The organism is Paraburkholderia sp. BR13444, assembly GCF_040948755.1.
In the GTDB taxonomy this organism is placed as follows: Bacteria; Pseudomonadota; Gammaproteobacteria; order Burkholderiales; family Burkholderiaceae; genus Paraburkholderia; species Paraburkholderia youngii.
The window spans coordinates 350838-366771 of the sequence record NZ_JBFPKM010000005.1 but is presented as its reverse complement, the minus strand read 5'-3'; the positions used below and the strand labels follow the sequence as shown (position 1 = coordinate 366771).

Below are 15934 nucleotides of genomic sequence, written 5' to 3'. Positions count from 1 at the left end.
TGGGCTCAATGGAAAAACGGCAGCGTGAGAAACAGTTTGATCACGATCGCGTTGACGATGTCCATGAAAAACGCGCCCGTCATCGGCACGATCAGGAACGCGATATGGGAATGGCCGAAGCGGTTCGTGATCGCCTGCATGTTCGCGATCGCGGTCGGCGTCGCGCCAAGTCCGAGCCCGCATTGCGCCGCGCACAACACGACCGCGTCGTAGTTGCGGCCCATCGCGGGAAACGTGATGAAGATCGCATAGAGCGCCATCAGCAGCGTCTGCGCAGCGAGGATCGAGATGATCGGCAACGCGAGCGCGGCAAGCTCCCATAGGTCGAGGCGCATTAGCGCCATCGCGAGAAAGAGCGCGAGCGCGACGTTGCCGACCAGCGCGACCGCGTGCTGGTCGATCCGCACACGCATGAGCGCGAGCACGTTGTTCAGGATCACGCCGATGAACAGCGTGCAGACGAACGTCGGCAATTCGAACACGGTGTCTGCGATCCAGTCGGCAAACACTTCGCCACCCGCGAGGCAGATCGAGATCAGCGCGAGCGTCGTGATGATCGCGGCGGGCGTGGTCGCCTGCTCCGCCTTCGGTTCTTCGAAGACCAGCGTTTCGTCCGCTAGCTGCTGGACGCGCAGCAATTCGTCGGCGCTGATCCGCCGCATCAGCAGACGCGCGACCGGACCGCCGAGCACGCCGCCCATCACGAGGCCAAAGGTCGCACAGCCGATCGCGATTTCTGTCGCCGACTCCAGCCCGTGACGTTCGGTGAAGACCTGGCTCCACGCGGCGCCGGTGCCGTGCCCGCCCGACATCGTGACGGAGCCGCCGAGAATGCCGAGCAGCGGATCGACGCCGAGCGCGAACGCGAGCAGGATGCCGATCACGTTCTGCAGGATCAGCAGCCCGCTGACCAGCGCGAGAAAGCGGATCAACACCGGCCCGCCCGCCTTCAGATTCGACAGATGCGCATTCAGGCCGATCGTCGAGAAGAACGCGAGCATCAGCGGCGCCTGCAGCGTCGAATCGAACCTGACCTGCGCTTGCGTGGTGATGCGTGTGATCAGCACGCAGATCGCGACGATGAGCCCGCCTGCCACCGGCGCCGGAATCGAATAGGTTCGGAGCACGCCGATCCATTGCACGAGCTTTTCGCCGAGGAGCAGCACGAGCGACGTCGCGACCAGCGTGGCATATACGCCGACAGTCATGAATGGCCTCCGAGCGCGAACCTGCGACATCTTAGCCAATCCGTCCAGGCTAAGTATGATTTTCCTTGACGCAATGCAATCGGCCGATGACGTCGCGCCACAACGGAGAAATGAACCGAACCTCTATCCGCGCTGTCTACGCTCCCGGATCCGGCGAGGTCTGAGAGTGGGTTTTGGCACCGGGAACCGAGCGTGGCAAAACCTCCAGAACACCCGCATGCAGGGCTCCGCCGGCTGCGTGCATGGCATAAGTGCCGATCGGCACTACGAGTAAACCCCCTACGCACAGACGCGGTCGGCAATCCCGCAATGAGATGATCCTCTTCGCGAACCGCCTCCTGCAGGCGCCTGCTCGCACATGCGCAACGTTGGTCTGCAGACCTCTAGCCTGTTACAACGCTTCCCGCCTGCTTTGGGCAAGCCCTGGCGGTGCTCGAAAGCAAGACGTCGTCTTCCGGTCACGGCGGCATCTCGCTGACTGGCGCCGCAGGCTATTGCGTCGGCTTCATCATCGTCGTGCTCGGGCGCCAGCAACTATTCACCGAAAGCACGTTGACCGTGCTGCTGCCGGTCCTGACGAGGCGCAGTCTGCCGGTTGCCGCTATCGCGCTGCGGCTATGGGTGATCGTACTGGCCGCGAATCTGGCCGGAACATGGATCTTCGCCGGAATCCTTACGATGCCGACGTCGTTCGGGCAGAAGCTTGCGCCGGTTCTCGATCAGTTGTCGCAAGCCCCGCGGCTCGACCTTTGCTTCCACGACCATGAAGGCGGTTCTCGCGGGCTGGCTAATCGCGCTGATGGTCTGGCTGCTGCGGAGCGCGAGATCCGCCGCCGTGCTGATGGTCGCGGTCCTCACGTATGTTGTTGCAGAGTGTGATCTGGCGCACGTGATTGCTGGCTCAGTGGAAGCGGCGTACGCGGTGCTGCGCAGCCATGCCGCCGTGCAGGACTATCTACTGCGATTTTTCGCGCCGACGCTGCCAGGTAACGTGGTCGGTGGCGTCGCGCTCGTCGGGCTGCTGAACCATGCGTCGATCGCACCCGAGATGACAGGCCGCGACGGCTGATCTCGGCCACGCGCGGCGCATCACGACCCGAGCCGACATGATCCAGGCCCCGCCAACGATGCTACTTGACGGCACGAGCCGTGCTACGCGGATGGGTATGTAGTTCCCGGAGCGCTTCCCAAACTGGAGATCGTCATGAAGCTGATAGTGGCAGGAGTGAGCGTAATTTCATTGATTGCCAGCGCTTACGCGTTTGCGCAAACCAATACCGGCAGCGTGCAGCCGAAGCAGGATGCTCACAGCGCGCAGCCGGGGACCGCTGGGCAGAGCATGAGCCGTGCTGCGGACGCCGGTACCAGCAAACCGGCGAGTGGCACATTGATGCAAAAACGCGAAAGTGGCATGTCGCCCCAAGGCGCGTCCGGCTCTAACGCGACCGGCGAGATGAAGCAGTGACGGTTGCCTGATTTTGCCCATGGAGATTGCGTTTGCCGGCCTAGCCAGAGGAACATGGTTCGGTTTCGCGTTCGCGATCTTGTAGCTCAGTCAGGTGACGTTGCAGATATTCCGCAAGCTAGTTTGTGCGACAGCCAACGTTCCGGTTTCCCGTGGCAGGGTCGGCGCCACGAGAGGACACTCAGGACTTGCCCGCCGGACCGGTACAGCGGGTTGCAACGGTGCGGAAGCACTGACGGCATCAGGAGGTAGCAACATGACACCGACGGATACCTGCAGGTTTCTGGACTCGCTCGGCGACGAAGCGCGAATCCTCGCGTTGAAGCACTTCAGAACGAGGTTCGACGTTACAACGAAGTCCGACGCGACTCCCGTCACAATCGCGGACCGCGAGATAGAACGACGGCTTCGTGAACTCATCTTGTCGCGGCATCCATCGCACCACCTTTTGGGCGAAGAGGAAGGCGGCGAGACTGGAGACGGAACAACCTGGGTGATTGACCCCATCGACGGCACGAAGAGCTTCGTATCGGGTCTTCCGCTGTTCGGGACGCTCGTCGCGGTACTCGAAAGTCGACTTCCTGCCTACGGCCTGATTGAAGTCCCAGCACTGCGTGAGCGCTGGATAGGCTACGGCAATAGCACCGTTCTCAATGGCACTCCGTGCAAAGTCAGTTCATGCACGCGATTGCGCGATGCCCGACTCTGCACAACGGACCCACAGATATTTATCGGTGAAGCGTCACGGGCCTTTTCAACGCTGTCGGGTTCTGTCGCAATCTCCCGGTTCGGAACCGACTGTTACGGTTACGCCTTGCTAGCCTCTGGTTACATTGACCTCGTTGTGGAAGCAGACCTGGAAATTTACGATGTGATGGCGCTAGTGCCTGTCGTTCGGGGCGCGGGTGGCATCGTTACTACCTGGTCGGGTCATCCAATCACTGAACGTTTCGATGGTACGGTCGTCGCGGCTGCGACTCCCGGGTTGCACACCGAGGCGCTTAGAGTCCTCGGAAAACCGTAATCGCGTCACCGGCGCTACTCAACGGATATCAGTCAGATGCAAGGTGTCCACGTCGGACACCTGCACACTGACACTGAAAACAGAGAGCAAGGGCCTCAAGAGCTGTCTGTCAATTGAGCGTCGTTCGACTCCGCGAAACCGCCTCGACGCCTGGCGTGGCCGACCCCACTTCGCGGGCCGCAGCAGGTTTGTACGCGTCGTTTAGCTTACATGCTGCGAAGCAGCTAGCGCTGATTAGCGAGACAGGCACGCGGGATGCGCCACGTAAAAATCGCCCATTCCATCCTGGAGAGAGATCATGGCCGCAAGCACACAGTCCAGCGTCTACAAGGTTACAGAGATTGTCGGCACGAGTCCGACTTCCTGGGAGGAGGCTGCGAAAAATGCTGTAGAAACTGCTGCTAACTCGCTTCGTGATTTGCGAATCGCCGAAGTCTGTAAGCTCGACATGAAGATCGACAACGGCAAGGTGGTTGAATATCGGACCCGGGTATCCGTGTCGTTCAAGTACGAGACTTGAGAGCTCGGCAAAGATCCTGTTGCTCAACGAAATGATCGCAAGACGTGACGAACTCGAACGTGGCGCGCCGGGCTGCTAAAAAACCGCGCGCAAATGAAGCCGAAACTGCAGCCCACGCCAAACACCGCAAGATTGGCTAGGACACGGTTGACGCGCCTTTGTAAATCCGGGGGGTTCTCATAATGCACATAGCAGACAATAAAGACGGCGAGCAACCCAGCGATGAACGACATGACCGCAATCATTTGACCTTCCTCTCCTGCAGTACTCGCGACTCCGGATTGCTAATCGCTAGCGTGGAGCATTCCCGCTCGCGATTCCCGACTAACGCCTTCAGGCCGGAGCCCCTCAAATCAAGACGCTCAGATGGAATTCTGAGAGAGAACGAAAAACTCCCTAACTTTAGGAATTTGAACGAAGTCTGTTACGCTGCGCGCTTCACCACCCTTGCATTGAAACGATGGAAATCCCATTCAACGATCGCGGCGTGTCGGTCACGCGCAACGCCCTCTCGGCCGCGGGTCAGGTCTTCCCGCTGCGCGATATCGTCGACGTGCGGGTCGTGACCGTGCAGAAGAACAAGGTCGTGCCGCTCGTGATCTCGGCGGCGGGGCTGATCGGCGCGATCGTCGGCGGTGTGCTGCATTCGGCTTCGGGACTCGTATCCGGGGCGATGCTGGTCGTGGTCGGCTGGCTGACCTGGGTGACTCAGGACGTCACGCATCGGTTGATGGTCAAGACGGCCGACGGTGAGCGCGAGGCGCTGATGAGCACGGATCGCGAGTTCGTCGAACGCGTCGGCGAGGCCGTGCATCGGGCGAAGGCCGCGGCCGCCGCGCCGAAGACATGACGCGGCGCGTCGATCGAACATGAGAGAGCCGTGCGCGACTGATCGACGCCAGCCCCGCACGACTTCTCCGGCTCAGTCCAGACTGAGCGGATTCACGCGCCAGATATTGCGCGCATACTCGCCGATCGTGCGATCCGACGAGAACAGCCCCATCCCCGCGACGTTCTCGATCGCGCTTTCGGCCCACGCGTGCTTGTTGACGAAACGCGCATCCACTGCGTTCTGCGCCTTCGCGAACGCATCGAAATCGGCGAGCACCATATAGTGATCGCCCCAATCGACCAGCGTGTGAAAGATATCCGAGAAGCGCAGCGGATCGTCCGGCGAGAAGAAGCCCGTGCGAATCTGATCGAGCGCGGTGCGTAATGCTTCGTTTTCCTCGTAAATCCGCCGCGGCCGATAGCCGCTTGCGCGCAGATCGTCCACCTCGTCGGCGCTGTGGCCAAAGATGAAGATGTTCTCGCGCCCCACCGCGTCGCAGATTTCGATGTTCGCGCCGTCCATCGTGCCGATCGTCAATGCGCCATTGAGCGCCAGCTTCATATTGCCGGTGCCCGACGCCTCGGTGCCGGCCATCGAAATCTGCTCCGACAGATCGGCCGCCGGAATGATCAGCTCGGCCACGCTCACGCCGTAGTTCGGCACGAACACGACCTTCAGCCTGTTGCCGATCAGCGGATCGTGATTGACCTTCTCGCTGACGTCGCCGATCAGCTTGATGATCGTCTTGGCCATCCGGTACGCGGACGCGGCCTTGCCCGCGAAGAGCACGACGCGCGGCACCCAGTCGCGCTCCGGATTCGCGCGAATCTCGTTGTAGCGCACGATCACGTGCAGCACGTTGAGCAACTGGCGCTTGTATTCGTGAATGCGCTTGACCTGCAGATCGAACAGCGCGTTCGGATCGAAGTGCAGCTTGGTGTGCTGCGCGAGCCGGTGCACGAGCCGCAGCTTGGCCTGTCGTTTGGCCTCACGGAACGCGTCGACGAACTCGTCGTCCTTGCGCAGATTGCGCAGCTGCTCGAGCTCGAACAGATTGCTGCGCCAATGCGTACCGATGCGCGCGTCGATCAGCGACGACAGCGACGGACTCGCCTGCGCGAGCCAGCGGCGCGGCGTGATGCCGTTGGTCACATTGGTGAAGCGGTCGGGATAGAGGCGCGCGAAGTCGGAGAAGATGTCGCGCGTCATCAGCTGCGAATGCAGCTTCGACACGCCGTTGACCTTGTGGCTCGCGACGATCGCCAGATACGCCATGCGCACGCGCCGCTGCCCGTATTCGTCGACGAGCGAAATGCGGCGGATCATATCGACGTCGTGACCCGACTGTTCGCTGACATGCTTCAGAAACTGCGCATTGATTTCGAAGATGATCTCGAGATGGCGCGGCAGCAGGCGCGACAGCATTTCGACATCCCATGTTTCGAGCGCCTCGGGCATCAGCGTGTGATTCGTGTACGAGAAGATCTGCGTCACGTGTTTCCACGCCTTGTCCCACGGCAGGTTATGCACGTCGACGAGCAGGCGCATCAGCTCGGGAATCGCGAGCACCGGGTGCGTGTCGTTCAGATGCACCGCGACCTTCTCCGAGAAGCGTCCGAACGTGCTGTGCGTGCGCTGATAGCGGCGGATCAGATCCTGCATCGTCGCCGAGACGAAGAAGTACTCCTGGCGCAGCCGCAACTCGCGGCCGGCAGGCGTCGAGTCGTCCGGATAGAGCAGCCGCGAGACGTTCTCCGACATGTTCTTGGTGTCGACCGCGTTGCGGTAGTCGCCGCGATTGAATGCGCCGAGGTCGAGCTCCTCGGTCGCGCGCGCGGACCACAGGCGCAGCGTGTTGGTCGCGTCGGTCGCGTAGCCGGGGATCACGGTGTCGTACGCGGTCGCGTTCACGTGCTCGGTGTCGATCCATTCGGTCTTCTCGCCGCGCTGCACGGTACGGCCGCCGAAGTGCACCATGTACTTGATTTCGGGCCGCGGAAATTCCCAGGGGTTACCGGCGCGCAGCCAGTAGTCGGGCGCCTCGACCTGCTCGCCGTTGACGATTTCCTGACGGAACATGCCGTACTGGTAACGGATGCCGTAGCCGAAGCCCGGAATGCCGAGCGTCGCCATCGAGTCGAGAAAGCACGCGGCGAGCCGGCCGAGGCCGCCGTTGCCGAGCGCGGCGTCGGGTTCGATATCGATCAGCGCGTCCATGTCGACGCCGAGGCTCGCGAGCGCCTCCTTCATCTGATCGTGAATGCCGAGCGCGAGCAGCGCGTTGGTAAAGGTCCTGCCGATCAGAAACTCCATCGACAGGTAGTAGACCCGCTTCACGTCCTGCTCGTATTGCAGGCGCGTGGTCTTCATCCAGCGCGCGACGAGCCGGTCGCGCACGGCCAGCGCGGCCGCATGCAGCCAATCGTGCGGGTGAGCGGTGATGGCGTCCTTGCCGACGCCATACATCATGCGATTCGAAATTGAGCGCCGTAGCGCGTCGACGGTACTGTGGAGCTGGTCGAATTCCAGATCGACGGTCGTCATCGAAGCCTCCGGGAAGTTCGACACGGCAGACGCGAACCGCACGGAAGACGGACGGGAAGCGCGTGCCTGTCGGAACGGTTAAAAAAACAGAGTAGGACATTTTGGGGATCTCGCACATCGCTGCGCGAGCGGACGATGACGCATATGCCGTGCCCGCTGAACCCGCCAGTTGTCGCGCAATCGCACGCGGCCGATGCACGGATGCAGTGCAAAACCGCACATCGATTATTTTTTCGATGCATGACGGGCGAATGAAGCCGCGAATTCCCTAACTGTGTGATCGCATCGGGCCCCCCGTTCTGCCAGACGGTTCGAGCGTACGCGTGGGGGATTCGATGTGGGGCCTTGGCCGATTTGGAGATGTCGGGCGGGGTTGACGGTTAGTTGCGTTGCCGTCAGATCCAAGCGCCTCTTCTTCGCCCGCCTGCCCGCCTCCCTGCACGATCGTGCCGTCTCTGCAACAATCGCGACGTTGCGCCGCCCCAGCCGCCACGCTCATCCGCCGTGGTCCGGACAGCGCGCCACCTCGCCCACAACAAAACCGCCGTGCGCGCGTCGCCTCTCCGGAAGCGGCCGACAGCGGCATGCCCAACCCGACGAGCCACGCCTTGTCCGATAAGCTCAGCCCTACCGTCGGCGTCTCCACGCCGGCTCTCCCCGCCGACGGCCCGATGTCGGCCGCCAATCGCCGCGCGATGGCCGCGATCATGCTCGCCGTCGCGCTCGCCACGCTCGATACCGCGATCGCCAACACCGCGCTGCCCGCGATCGCCGGCGACCTGCACGCGGCGCCGGCCGCGTCGGTCTGGATCATCAACGCGTATCAGCTCGCGATGGTCGCGACGCTGCTGCCGCTCGCCGCGCTCGGCGATATCGTCGGGCATCGGCGTATCTATATCGGCGGCATTGCGCTTTTCACGCTGAGTTCGCTCGGCTGCGCTCTGGCGCCGACGCTGCCGCTGCTCGCCGCCGCGCGCATCGTGCAGGGCCTGGGCGCCAGCGCGATCATGAGCGTCAACACCGCGCTGATCCGTTATCTGTACCCGCCGCATCGGCTCGGTCGCGGGCTCGGCACCAATGCGCTGATCGTCGGCGTGTCGTTCGCGGTCGGGCCGACGGTGGCGTCGCTGATTCTGTCGGTCGCAACGTGGCCGTGGCTATTCGCGGTCAACGTGCCGCTCGGCGTCCTCGCGCTGAGCTTTGCGATGCCGGCGCTGCCGCATACCGCGCAGGGCCGGCATCAGTTCGATCCGCTGGCGGCGCTGCTCAACGTGGTCACGTTCGCCGCGCTGATCTTCGCGCTCGGCGAGGCGGCGCAACGCGCGTCGATGCAGATCGTGCTCAGCGCCGCGGCGGTCGCCGTCGTGTTCGGGCTGCTGCTGATTCGCCGCGAGGCGGGTCACTCCGCGCCGATGCTGCCCGTCGATCTGTTCAAGCGGCCGGTGTTCGCGCTGTCGGCGGTGACGGCCGTCTGCTCGTTCGCCGCGCAGAGCCTCGCATTCGTGTCGCTGCCGTTCTATTTCGAGGACGTGCTGCTGCGCAGCCAGGTCGAAACCGGCTTCCTGATGACGCCGTGGCCCGTCGTGGTCGCGCTTGCCGCGCCGCTCGCGGGCGGCCTGTCGGACCGCTATCCGCCGGGGCTGCTCGGCGCGGTCGGGCTCGCGGTGCTGTCGGCGGGGATGGCCTCGCTGGCGATGCTGCCCGCCCATCCGCACGTGCTCGACATCGGCATCCGCATGGCGATCTGCGGCGCGGGCTTCGGCTTTTTCCAGTCGCCGAACCTGAAGGCGCTGATGGCGAGCGCGCCGCCGGAGCGCAGCGGCGGCGCCAGCGGCATCGTCGCGACCGCGCGGCTAATCGGCCAGGCGACCGGTGCCGCGCTGGTCGCGCTGTGCTTCGGCATCGCCGGACGCCAGCATGGGCCGACGCTCGCGCTCGGCCTCGGCGCATTCTTTGCCGGCGCGGCGAGCCTCGCGAGCGGCTTGCGGCTCTTCGCGCCATCGCATCGCGCGGGCGTGCAGGCTAAGGCGGCGGCCAAGTGAGATGTGCGCCGGACTGCGCGTGAGACGAGGATAAAGCTTGCATCAAGCGCGGCTCGAACGAACCGCGCATGAGTTGAAGCCGGTGCGGGATGACGAGGCGGCAACCACGCGAGCCGCCTCGCTTCCGACCAATGCAGCGCGATCAACGTGCCGCGAAATACCCCTTCACCGCGTCAATGAACGTGTCGATATCGTCGCGCGACACATCCATGTGCGTGACGAAGCGCGATGCATACAGCATCTGCGTGAGGATGCCGCGCTCCTTGAGCCATGCCTCGAGCGGCGCGCAATGCTGCTGCGGAAACTGCGCGAACACCATGTTCGTTGCGACCGACTGCACCTTCACCTGCTCGATGGTCTCAAGCCCCGCCGCCAGATGCGCGGCGTTCGCGTGATCGTCGGCAAGACGCTCGACGTTGTGATCGAGCGCATACAGGCAGGCGGCCGCGAGCACCCCAACCTGGCGCATGCCGCCGCCGAGCACCTTGCGCCAGCGATGCGCGACGTCGATCAGCGCGCGGCTGCCGACCAGCACCGAGCCGACCGGCGCGCCCAGTCCCTTCGAAAAGCAGATCGACACCGAATCGAACGGCTCGGCGAGCGCCGCGACCGGCTTGCCCGACGCGACCGCCGCGTTGAACACGCGCGCGCCGTCGAGGTGGGTCGCGAGGCCGCGCTCGCGCGCGAGCTGCGTCGCGTCGGCGACGTACTGAGCCGGCAGCACCTTGCCGCCGATCGTGTTTTCCAGCGCGACGAGCCGCGTGCGCGCGAAGTGATCGTCGATCGGCTTGATCGCGGCGGCGATCTTGTCGAGCGGGATCGAGCCGTCGGCGGCGTTTTCGAGCGGCTGGGGCTGGATGCTGCCGAGCACGGCCGCGCCACCGCCCTCGTATTTGTAGGTGTGCGCAAGCTGGCCGACGATGTATTCGTCACCGCGCGCGCAGTGCGCCATCAACGCGGCGAGGTTGCTTTGCGTGCCGCTCGGGAAGAACAGCCCCGCTTCCTTGCCGGTGCGCTCGGCCAGCGTGGCCTGCAGACGCAGTACGGTGGGGTCGTCGCCCCAGACGTCGTCGCCGACTTCGGCCGCCGACATCGCCGCGAGCATCGGCGGAGTCGGGCGGGTAACGGTATCGCTGCGCAAATCGATCATTGTGTGTCCCTGTGCGTCCATGGATGACAACCTACGGCAGCCGGCCGCGCGTGCACTCCGGGAGGAACGCGTACGCGCCGGCAAACGAGCCATACAGTGTATTCAATTCAGGCGACGCTGAAAATCGGCGCGTCCCCGCAACGCGCGCCGATCCGACTGCGAGGAGTCGATAGACACTGATTCAAAAGACGCGACGCGGCCGCTCAGCCGCCTGGCTTGGGCAGCCACTGCAGCGGATCGACCGGCTGGCCGTTCTGGCGCACTTCGAACTGGATCGACGCGGCACCGCGGCTATCGACCCCGACCTCGCCGATCGTCTGCCCTTGCGCGACCGCGTCGCCTTCCTTGACGAGCAATTGGCTGTTCTGGCCGTACGCGGTGATCAGCGAGTCGTTGTGCTTGATGATGATGAGCGGGCCGTAGGCTTCGATGCCGGTGCCCGCATAGACCACGCGGCCGGTCGCCGCGGCCTTGACCGGATCGCCGGGTTGCCCGCCGATCACGATGCCGTTGTATTTGCCCGGCGCGAACGCGCGCAGGATCGGCCCGCGCAACGGCCATTGCAGCACGCCCTGCTGGGGCCCGGCCGCGGGGGCCGCCGTACCGGGGACGGCGCCCGGCGGCACGTTCGCCGTCGCGCCCGGCGCAGCCGGCGCGGCCGGCGCGGCCGGCGCACCCGGCGTCACTGCAACGGGCGGCGTGACCACGCTGCCCGAGGCCATCGGCGGAGAAACGCGCAGCACCTGACCGGGCGCGACCGCCGCGTTGACCGGCAAGCCGTTCCAGGCCGCGATTTCCTGCGGCTTGCGTCCATATGCCGAGGCGATGCCGGCCAGCGTGTCGCCCGGATTGACGCGGTAGAAGCCGGCGGGCACCGGGACGGTCGCGAGACTGGTCGCGCTCGACGGCGCGTTGTTGTAGAACGGCGTGCTTTCCCACGGCATCGTCGTGCAGCCGGCGATCGCCACGCCGAGCGCCGCCACGATCAGCAGGCGGATGGCCGTCGGTTGCCATTGTTGTGTCATCTGATTTTCCTCGACGTGTGTCTCGTTCCGATTCAATCGACGCCGCTGCAATTGCCGTGCCGCCACGCTTGCGTAAGGTCGCGGCTGTCTGTTGCCGCCTGGATATTATGCGCGAGCCCCACACGCGCGCCGCGCTGGCGCGCGCCGTCAAACTGCCGTGTTCTTCAGACGCTTCCTTGCGTTTCGACGACCAGCACCCGTGCCGCGCCGAGCGGATGCGCAACATGCTCGGTGCCGACCGTCGCGTAGAACACGTCGCCGGTTTCGAGCACCGTCGAACGTTCGACGCCGTCTTCGCGATAGCGCATCTCGACGCGCCCGTCGAGCACGGCGAACACTTCCTCGCCGTCGTTCACGTGCCACTTGTACGGCTGGTCGGTCCAAAGCAGACGCGTGGTGATGCCGTTCATGTTCGCGATGTCGAGCGCACCCCAGGCACGCGGCGCGGTAAAGCTTTTGCTGCGGATGATCTTCATGGTCGATGAGCAATTGGCAAGCGCGCAAACCCCGCGGGCGGCGCCGTCCGCCCACGGCGACGGCGCTTGCGCGGCTGGCCCTATTATAGGTCGCATGGCCCGCGCGTCTCGGCGAGCAAACCGCGACGGCCGATTCGTCCGACTGTTGCGGGCGATCGGTCATCGCCTATACTCAGTCAAGCCGCGCGGAGCAGTTCACGACAACGTTGGGATTCTGGGAGGAATCGAGGATGAACAAAGCCACCTTTCTGGCCGTGCAACTCAACGTCGACGATGTGGCGGCGTCTGCCGGCCTCGTCGAGCTGCTGAACACCCACCTGATTTTCGCCGCCGACGTCGCCGAGGCCGCCGATGCGCTCGTGCAACTGGCGAGCGTCGCGAGGCTGTCGAGCGGGGTCGAGGCGAGCGTCGAGCTGCCCGCGGTGGCGATCGAGCGTCTGCGCGAGGCGCTCGACAATTTGAGCGGCTACGACGAATCGTGGCTTCTCGCGCTGGAGCCGAGCCGCGCGCTGTTCGATGACATCGGCCGGCGGCAGCGAACCCTGCATTGACGCGAAACCGCCGCAGCACGGCGCCGTAAACGACAAAACGCCATCCGATCGAACTGGATGGCGTTTTTTCTTGCCCGCCGCGCTCGCGCTATTCCACGAAGCGGCGTCTACAACGGACTACGACTACCCACTACACCTGCACACTTCTACTGCGATCAGCTGCCGAAGTACACCGAGTTACGGTTGGCCTTCGCCGGAACGACGGCGTGGCCTGCTTGCGACGTGCCGGCAGCCGGAGCGCCGTAGCCGCTGGTGTCCGCGCGGTTGGCTGCGACGGCCGTGCCGCGCTGCGCATCGACGCGTGCTTGCGCTGCCTGGATGTCGGCCGGGTAGTTGACGTCGTTGGCGGACGGGTTGTAGCCGGCCTGTTCGAGTTGGATCAGTTGAGCGCGAACCTGAGCGCGCGTCACCGGCTGGCTGGCTTGAGCGAACGAAGCGACCGGAACAACGAGGGCGGCGGCGATTGCAACTGCGGAAATCAGGGTCTTCATGATTAACCTCCAAAGGACTTGTTGTGGTGCGCTTCGGGGTTTCTGCTTTTCCCTCAGCGATTGAAAACAAGTTTAGAGGCGTCACGATCTAGGGTAAACCCTTAAATCGGCGAAACTCTATTCCTACCAGCGCAATAATCATTTCGCATTTGCCTAGGCTTACAGCTAACCCTCGATATATTTGGCAATAATGCGGCGCCTGCTTGCCGATCCAAACGGAACAATGGCCCGGCGCGCTGTCACCATCGCGCGCCGGGCCGTTTTTTCAACCGCTTAGCTCCACTGTGCGTGGAAGCTGCCTGGCTTATCGATGCGTTCGAACGTATGCGCGCCGAAGAAGTCGCGCTGCGCCTGCACGAGGTTCGCGGGCAGACGCTCCGAGCGGTAAGCGTCGAAATACGCGATCGCCGACGCGAACGCCGGTACCGGCACGCCCGCATTGACCGCGGCCACCACGACTTCGCGCAGCGCCGCCTGGTAGTTCTTCGCGATGTCGCGGAAGTACGGATCGAGCAGCAGGTTCGCGAGCGCCTTGTCCTTCGTGTAGGCGTCGGTGATTTTCTGCAGGAAGCGCGCGCGGATGATGCAGCCCGCGCGAAAGATCTTCGCGATCGTGCCGTAGTCGAGATCCCACTTGTACTCTTCCGACGCTGCGCGCAACTGCGCGAAGCCCTGCGCGTACGAGATCACCTTGCTGAAGTACAGCGCGCGGCGCACCGATTCGATGAACGCCTCTTTCGCGCCTTCGAGCGGCTTGGCCCGCGGCCCTTCGAGCACCTTGCTCGCGGCCACGCGCTGCGTCTTCAGCGACGACAGCACGCGCGCGAACACCGCCTCGGTGATCAGCGGCAGCGGTGCGCCGAGGTCGAGCGCGTTCTGGCTGGTCCACTTGCCAGTACCCTTCTGCGCGGCACGGTCGAGGATCACGTCGACGAGGTCCTTGCCGGTTTCGTCGTCCTTCTTGCTGAAGATCTTCGAGGTGATTTCGATCAGATAGCTGTCGAGCTCGCCCTGGTTCCACTCGGTATAGACCTTGCCGAGTTCCTCGTTCGACAAGCCGACGACCTGCTTCAACACCGCATAACTCTCGGCGATCAGCTGCATGTCGCCGTACTCGATGCCGTTGTGCACCATCTTCACGAAGTGGCCCGCGCCGTCCGGTCCCATGTACGCGACGCAGGGCTCGCCGTCCGGCGCCTTCGCGGCGATCTCGGTGAGGATCGGCGCGACGAGGTCGTACGCGTCGCGCTGGCCGCCCGGCATGATCGATGGGCCTTTCAGCGCGCCTTCCTCGCCGCCCGACACGCCGGTGCCGATGAAATGCAGACCGGCCTTCGCGAGTTCCTGGTTGCGGCGGATCGTGTCGGTGAAAGGCGTGTTGCCGCCATCGATCAGGATGTCGCCTTTTTCGAGCAGCGGCTTGAGCGAGGCAATGGTTGCGTCGGTCGGCTCGCCGGCCTTGACCATCATCAGAATGCGGCGCGGCTTTTCGAGCGAGTCGACGAACTCTTCCAGCGTGAAAGCCGGCACCAGTTTGCGGTCCGGAAATTCGGCGATGAGTTCGTCGGTTTTCGCGCGGCTACGGTTGTAGACCGACACCGCGTGGCCGCGGCTCTCGATGTTGAGCGCCAGATTGCGGCCCATCACCGCCAGCCCCACCACGCCGATTGCCTGTTTGCTCATTTGAATTCTCCAGAGTCCAATAAATGTCGTGGCGCCGCGCTGCAAAAACACCGGCGCGGCGTCGAGGGTGAAAGGATAAAAGAAATGCGCGCCTGCCGCTTGATGGCGGGCAAGCACGCCGGTTGCTCGTGCTGCTGCGGTGCTCCTGCCGTGCTCCAACTTGCGCGTAACGCCGGGTAGACAGGTATTGTGCGCGCGTCGGCGCTTGCGCGGAGGGTTCGGCTTGGGATCGGACTGAGGATTGGCGGACGACACGAACGAATGCACGACCGGTCGATCTTCCCGCTACCCTGCCCGCTTCCTGAACACCAGACTGAAGTTGTTCGCGGGCATCGCGACCACCCGTTCGCACGTGAGCCCCGCCGCGTCGCCGAGCGCAACGACCGCTTCCATATCGCGCACGCCCCAATCGGGATTGCGACTCTTCAGCCACTGCTCGAACGCTTCGTTGCTCGGTGCCGTATGCGCGCCGCCGCGCCGGTAAGGACCATATAGATAGAGCACGCCGCCGTCGACGAGCCGCCGCCCCGCGCCGTCGATGAGTGCCTGCGCCGCGCTCCACGGCGAGATGTGGATCATGTTGATGCAGACCACCGCGTCGAGCGCATCGACGCCCCAGTCCGGCTGATGCACGTCGAGCGCGAGCGGCGCGCGCACGTTCGCGAGCCCCGCGTGCGCGGTCCACGCGGCAATCGACTCGCGTGCTTCTTCGTCTGCGTCGCTCGGCTGCCAGTCGAGACCGGGCAGCGCGCCGGCGAACCAGATCGCGTGCTCACCGGTGCCGCTCGCGATTTCTAGCACGCGGCCGCGCGCCGGCAGCGCATCGCGCAGCACGGCGAGGATCGGTTCGCGATTGCGTTCGGCGGATGGCGAATGTTGCCGGGCATCGGTCATGGTCGGCCTTGCGTTTCGGTTTTGCGATT

General features: G+C 64.2%; 17 protein-coding genes. 8 read left to right on the top strand and 9 right to left on the bottom strand.

The features are described from left to right. Positions 1-5: 5 nt before the first annotated feature. On the bottom strand, positions 6-1208 hold the full coding sequence (gene gltS / locus AB3X95_RS17530) for a sodium/glutamate symporter (RefSeq protein WP_368622025.1): 1203 nt from the start codon (positions 1206-1208) through the stop codon (positions 6-8). A 429-nt stretch (positions 1209-1637) separates the two neighbouring features. On the opposite strand from gltS, the gene AB3X95_RS17525 reads away from it, so the two are divergent. The 5 genes from AB3X95_RS17525 to AB3X95_RS17505 all read left to right on the top strand — a co-directional run bounded on the left by AB3X95_RS17525 (position 1638) and on the right by AB3X95_RS17505 (position 4217). Continuing rightward, entirely contained in the window at positions 1638-2087 is a 450-nt protein-coding gene (locus tag AB3X95_RS17525) for a formate/nitrite transporter family protein (protein ID WP_309235102.1), read from the top strand. Next, a complete protein-coding gene (locus tag AB3X95_RS17520; protein WP_368622024.1) occupies positions 1972-2277 on the top strand; it encodes a formate/nitrite transporter family protein in 306 nt (101 codons plus the stop codon). Before AB3X95_RS17525 ends, AB3X95_RS17520 begins: the two co-directional genes overlap by 116 nt. A gap of 135 nt (positions 2278-2412) precedes the next feature. Beyond that, positions 2413-2673, top strand: a complete 261-nt coding sequence (locus AB3X95_RS17515) for a hypothetical protein (protein WP_176120753.1) — start codon at positions 2413-2415, stop codon at positions 2671-2673. A gap of 256 nt (positions 2674-2929) precedes the next feature. Further along, the gene (locus tag AB3X95_RS17510; RefSeq protein ID WP_176120752.1) at positions 2930-3697 is read left to right on the top strand and encodes an inositol monophosphatase family protein; all 768 of its coding nucleotides are present in this window, start codon (positions 2930-2932) and stop codon (positions 3695-3697) included. A 298-nt stretch (positions 3698-3995) separates the two neighbouring features. Next, positions 3996-4217, top strand: coding sequence for a dodecin family protein (locus AB3X95_RS17505; RefSeq protein WP_176120751.1), 222 nt, complete (start codon positions 3996-3998; stop codon positions 4215-4217). 23 nt (positions 4218-4240) lie between these two features. Here the strand turns inward: AB3X95_RS17505 and AB3X95_RS17500 are convergent, their stop codons facing one another. Then, positions 4241-4462: a hypothetical protein gene (locus tag AB3X95_RS17500; protein WP_184229006.1), complete on the bottom strand. Its 222-nt coding sequence runs from the start codon at positions 4460-4462 to the stop codon at positions 4241-4243. A gap of 215 nt (positions 4463-4677) precedes the next feature. Between AB3X95_RS17500 and AB3X95_RS17495 the strand changes: the two genes are divergently transcribed. Next, the gene (locus AB3X95_RS17495) at positions 4678-5067 is read left to right on the top strand and encodes a DUF6232 family protein (RefSeq protein ID WP_176120750.1); all 390 of its coding nucleotides are present in this window, start codon (positions 4678-4680) and stop codon (positions 5065-5067) included. 72 nt (positions 5068-5139) lie between these two features. Here the strand turns inward: AB3X95_RS17495 and AB3X95_RS17490 are convergent, their stop codons facing one another. Further along, positions 5140-7593 (bottom strand): glycogen/starch/alpha-glucan phosphorylase, encoded by a 2454-nt coding sequence (locus AB3X95_RS17490; RefSeq protein ID WP_176107703.1) that lies wholly within the window; start codon positions 7591-7593, stop codon positions 5140-5142. Between the two features lie 671 nt (positions 7594-8264). Between AB3X95_RS17490 and AB3X95_RS17485 the strand changes: the two genes are divergently transcribed. Then, positions 8265-9635, top strand: a complete 1371-nt coding sequence (locus AB3X95_RS17485) for an MFS transporter (protein WP_368622114.1) — start codon at positions 8265-8267, stop codon at positions 9633-9635. Positions 9636-9777: 142 nt separating this feature from the next. On the opposite strand, the gene ltaE is transcribed toward AB3X95_RS17485, so the two are convergent. The 3 genes from ltaE to AB3X95_RS17470 all read right to left on the bottom strand — a co-directional run bounded on the left by ltaE (position 9778) and on the right by AB3X95_RS17470 (position 12286). After that, positions 9778-10785, bottom strand: coding sequence for a low-specificity L-threonine aldolase (gene ltaE / locus AB3X95_RS17480; protein WP_368622023.1), 1008 nt, complete (start codon positions 10783-10785; stop codon positions 9778-9780). Between the two features lie 203 nt (positions 10786-10988). Next, a complete protein-coding gene (locus tag AB3X95_RS17475; protein ID WP_368622022.1) occupies positions 10989-11810 on the bottom strand; it encodes a peptidoglycan DD-metalloendopeptidase family protein in 822 nt (273 codons plus the stop codon). Between the two features lie 164 nt (positions 11811-11974). After that, positions 11975-12286: a cupin domain-containing protein gene (locus AB3X95_RS17470; RefSeq protein WP_176368395.1), complete on the bottom strand. Its 312-nt coding sequence runs from the start codon at positions 12284-12286 to the stop codon at positions 11975-11977. A 230-nt stretch (positions 12287-12516) separates the two neighbouring features. On the opposite strand from AB3X95_RS17470, the gene AB3X95_RS17465 reads away from it, so the two are divergent. Beyond that, on the top strand, positions 12517-12837 hold the full coding sequence (locus AB3X95_RS17465; RefSeq protein WP_013091261.1) for a hypothetical protein: 321 nt from the start codon (positions 12517-12519) through the stop codon (positions 12835-12837). Positions 12838-12992: 155 nt separating this feature from the next. Here the strand turns inward: AB3X95_RS17465 and AB3X95_RS17460 are convergent, their stop codons facing one another. The 3 genes from AB3X95_RS17460 to AB3X95_RS17450 all read right to left on the bottom strand — a co-directional run bounded on the left by AB3X95_RS17460 (position 12993) and on the right by AB3X95_RS17450 (position 15905). Continuing rightward, positions 12993-13328, bottom strand: coding sequence for a DUF4148 domain-containing protein (locus AB3X95_RS17460; protein ID WP_176368394.1), 336 nt, complete (start codon positions 13326-13328; stop codon positions 12993-12995). A 273-nt stretch (positions 13329-13601) separates the two neighbouring features. Continuing rightward, positions 13602-15011: an NADP-dependent phosphogluconate dehydrogenase gene (gndA, locus tag AB3X95_RS17455; RefSeq protein WP_176368393.1), complete on the bottom strand. Its 1410-nt coding sequence runs from the start codon at positions 15009-15011 to the stop codon at positions 13602-13604. A gap of 285 nt (positions 15012-15296) precedes the next feature. Further along, entirely contained in the window at positions 15297-15905 is a 609-nt protein-coding gene (locus AB3X95_RS17450) for a DUF938 domain-containing protein (RefSeq protein WP_176120742.1), read from the bottom strand. Between the last annotated feature and the right edge of the window lie 29 nt (positions 15906-15934).

Bases quoted from the DNA above. Each gene is read 5' to 3' on its own strand.
- AB3X95_RS17510 (WP_176120752.1), top strand. From the start codon at position 2,930: ATGACACCGACGGATACCTGCAGGTTTCTGGACTCGCTCGGCGACGAA.
- AB3X95_RS17505 (WP_176120751.1), top strand. From the start codon at position 3,996: ATGGCCGCAAGCACACAGTCCAGCGTCTACAAGGTTACAGAGATTGTC.
- AB3X95_RS17475 (WP_368622022.1), bottom strand. From the start codon at position 11,810: ATGACACAACAATGGCAACCGACGGCCATCCGCCTGCTGATCGTGGCG.
- AB3X95_RS17485 (WP_368622114.1), top strand. From the start codon at position 8,265: ATGTCGGCCGCCAATCGCCGCGCGATGGCCGCGATCATGCTCGCCGTC.
- ltaE (WP_368622023.1), bottom strand. From the start codon at position 10,785: ATGATCGATTTGCGCAGCGATACCGTTACCCGCCCGACTCCGCCGATG.
- AB3X95_RS17495 (WP_176120750.1), top strand. From the start codon at position 4,678: ATGGAAATCCCATTCAACGATCGCGGCGTGTCGGTCACGCGCAACGCC.
- AB3X95_RS17460 (WP_176368394.1), bottom strand. From the start codon at position 13,328: ATGAAGACCCTGATTTCCGCAGTTGCAATCGCCGCCGCCCTCGTTGTT.
- AB3X95_RS17500 (WP_184229006.1), bottom strand. From the start codon at position 4,462: ATGATTGCGGTCATGTCGTTCATCGCTGGGTTGCTCGCCGTCTTTATT.
- AB3X95_RS17520 (WP_368622024.1), top strand. From the start codon at position 1,972: ATGAAGGCGGTTCTCGCGGGCTGGCTAATCGCGCTGATGGTCTGGCTG.
- AB3X95_RS17470 (WP_176368395.1), bottom strand. From the start codon at position 12,286: ATGAAGATCATCCGCAGCAAAAGCTTTACCGCGCCGCGTGCCTGGGGT.
- AB3X95_RS17515 (WP_176120753.1), top strand. From the start codon at position 2,413: ATGAAGCTGATAGTGGCAGGAGTGAGCGTAATTTCATTGATTGCCAGC.
- AB3X95_RS17465 (WP_013091261.1), top strand. From the start codon at position 12,517: ATGAACAAAGCCACCTTTCTGGCCGTGCAACTCAACGTCGACGATGTG.
- gndA (WP_176368393.1), bottom strand. From the start codon at position 15,011: ATGAGCAAACAGGCAATCGGCGTGGTGGGGCTGGCGGTGATGGGCCGC.
- gltS (WP_368622025.1), bottom strand. From the start codon at position 1,208: ATGACTGTCGGCGTATATGCCACGCTGGTCGCGACGTCGCTCGTGCTG.
- AB3X95_RS17450 (WP_176120742.1), bottom strand. From the start codon at position 15,905: ATGACCGATGCCCGGCAACATTCGCCATCCGCCGAACGCAATCGCGAA.
- AB3X95_RS17490 (WP_176107703.1), bottom strand. From the start codon at position 7,593: ATGACGACCGTCGATCTGGAATTCGACCAGCTCCACAGTACCGTCGAC.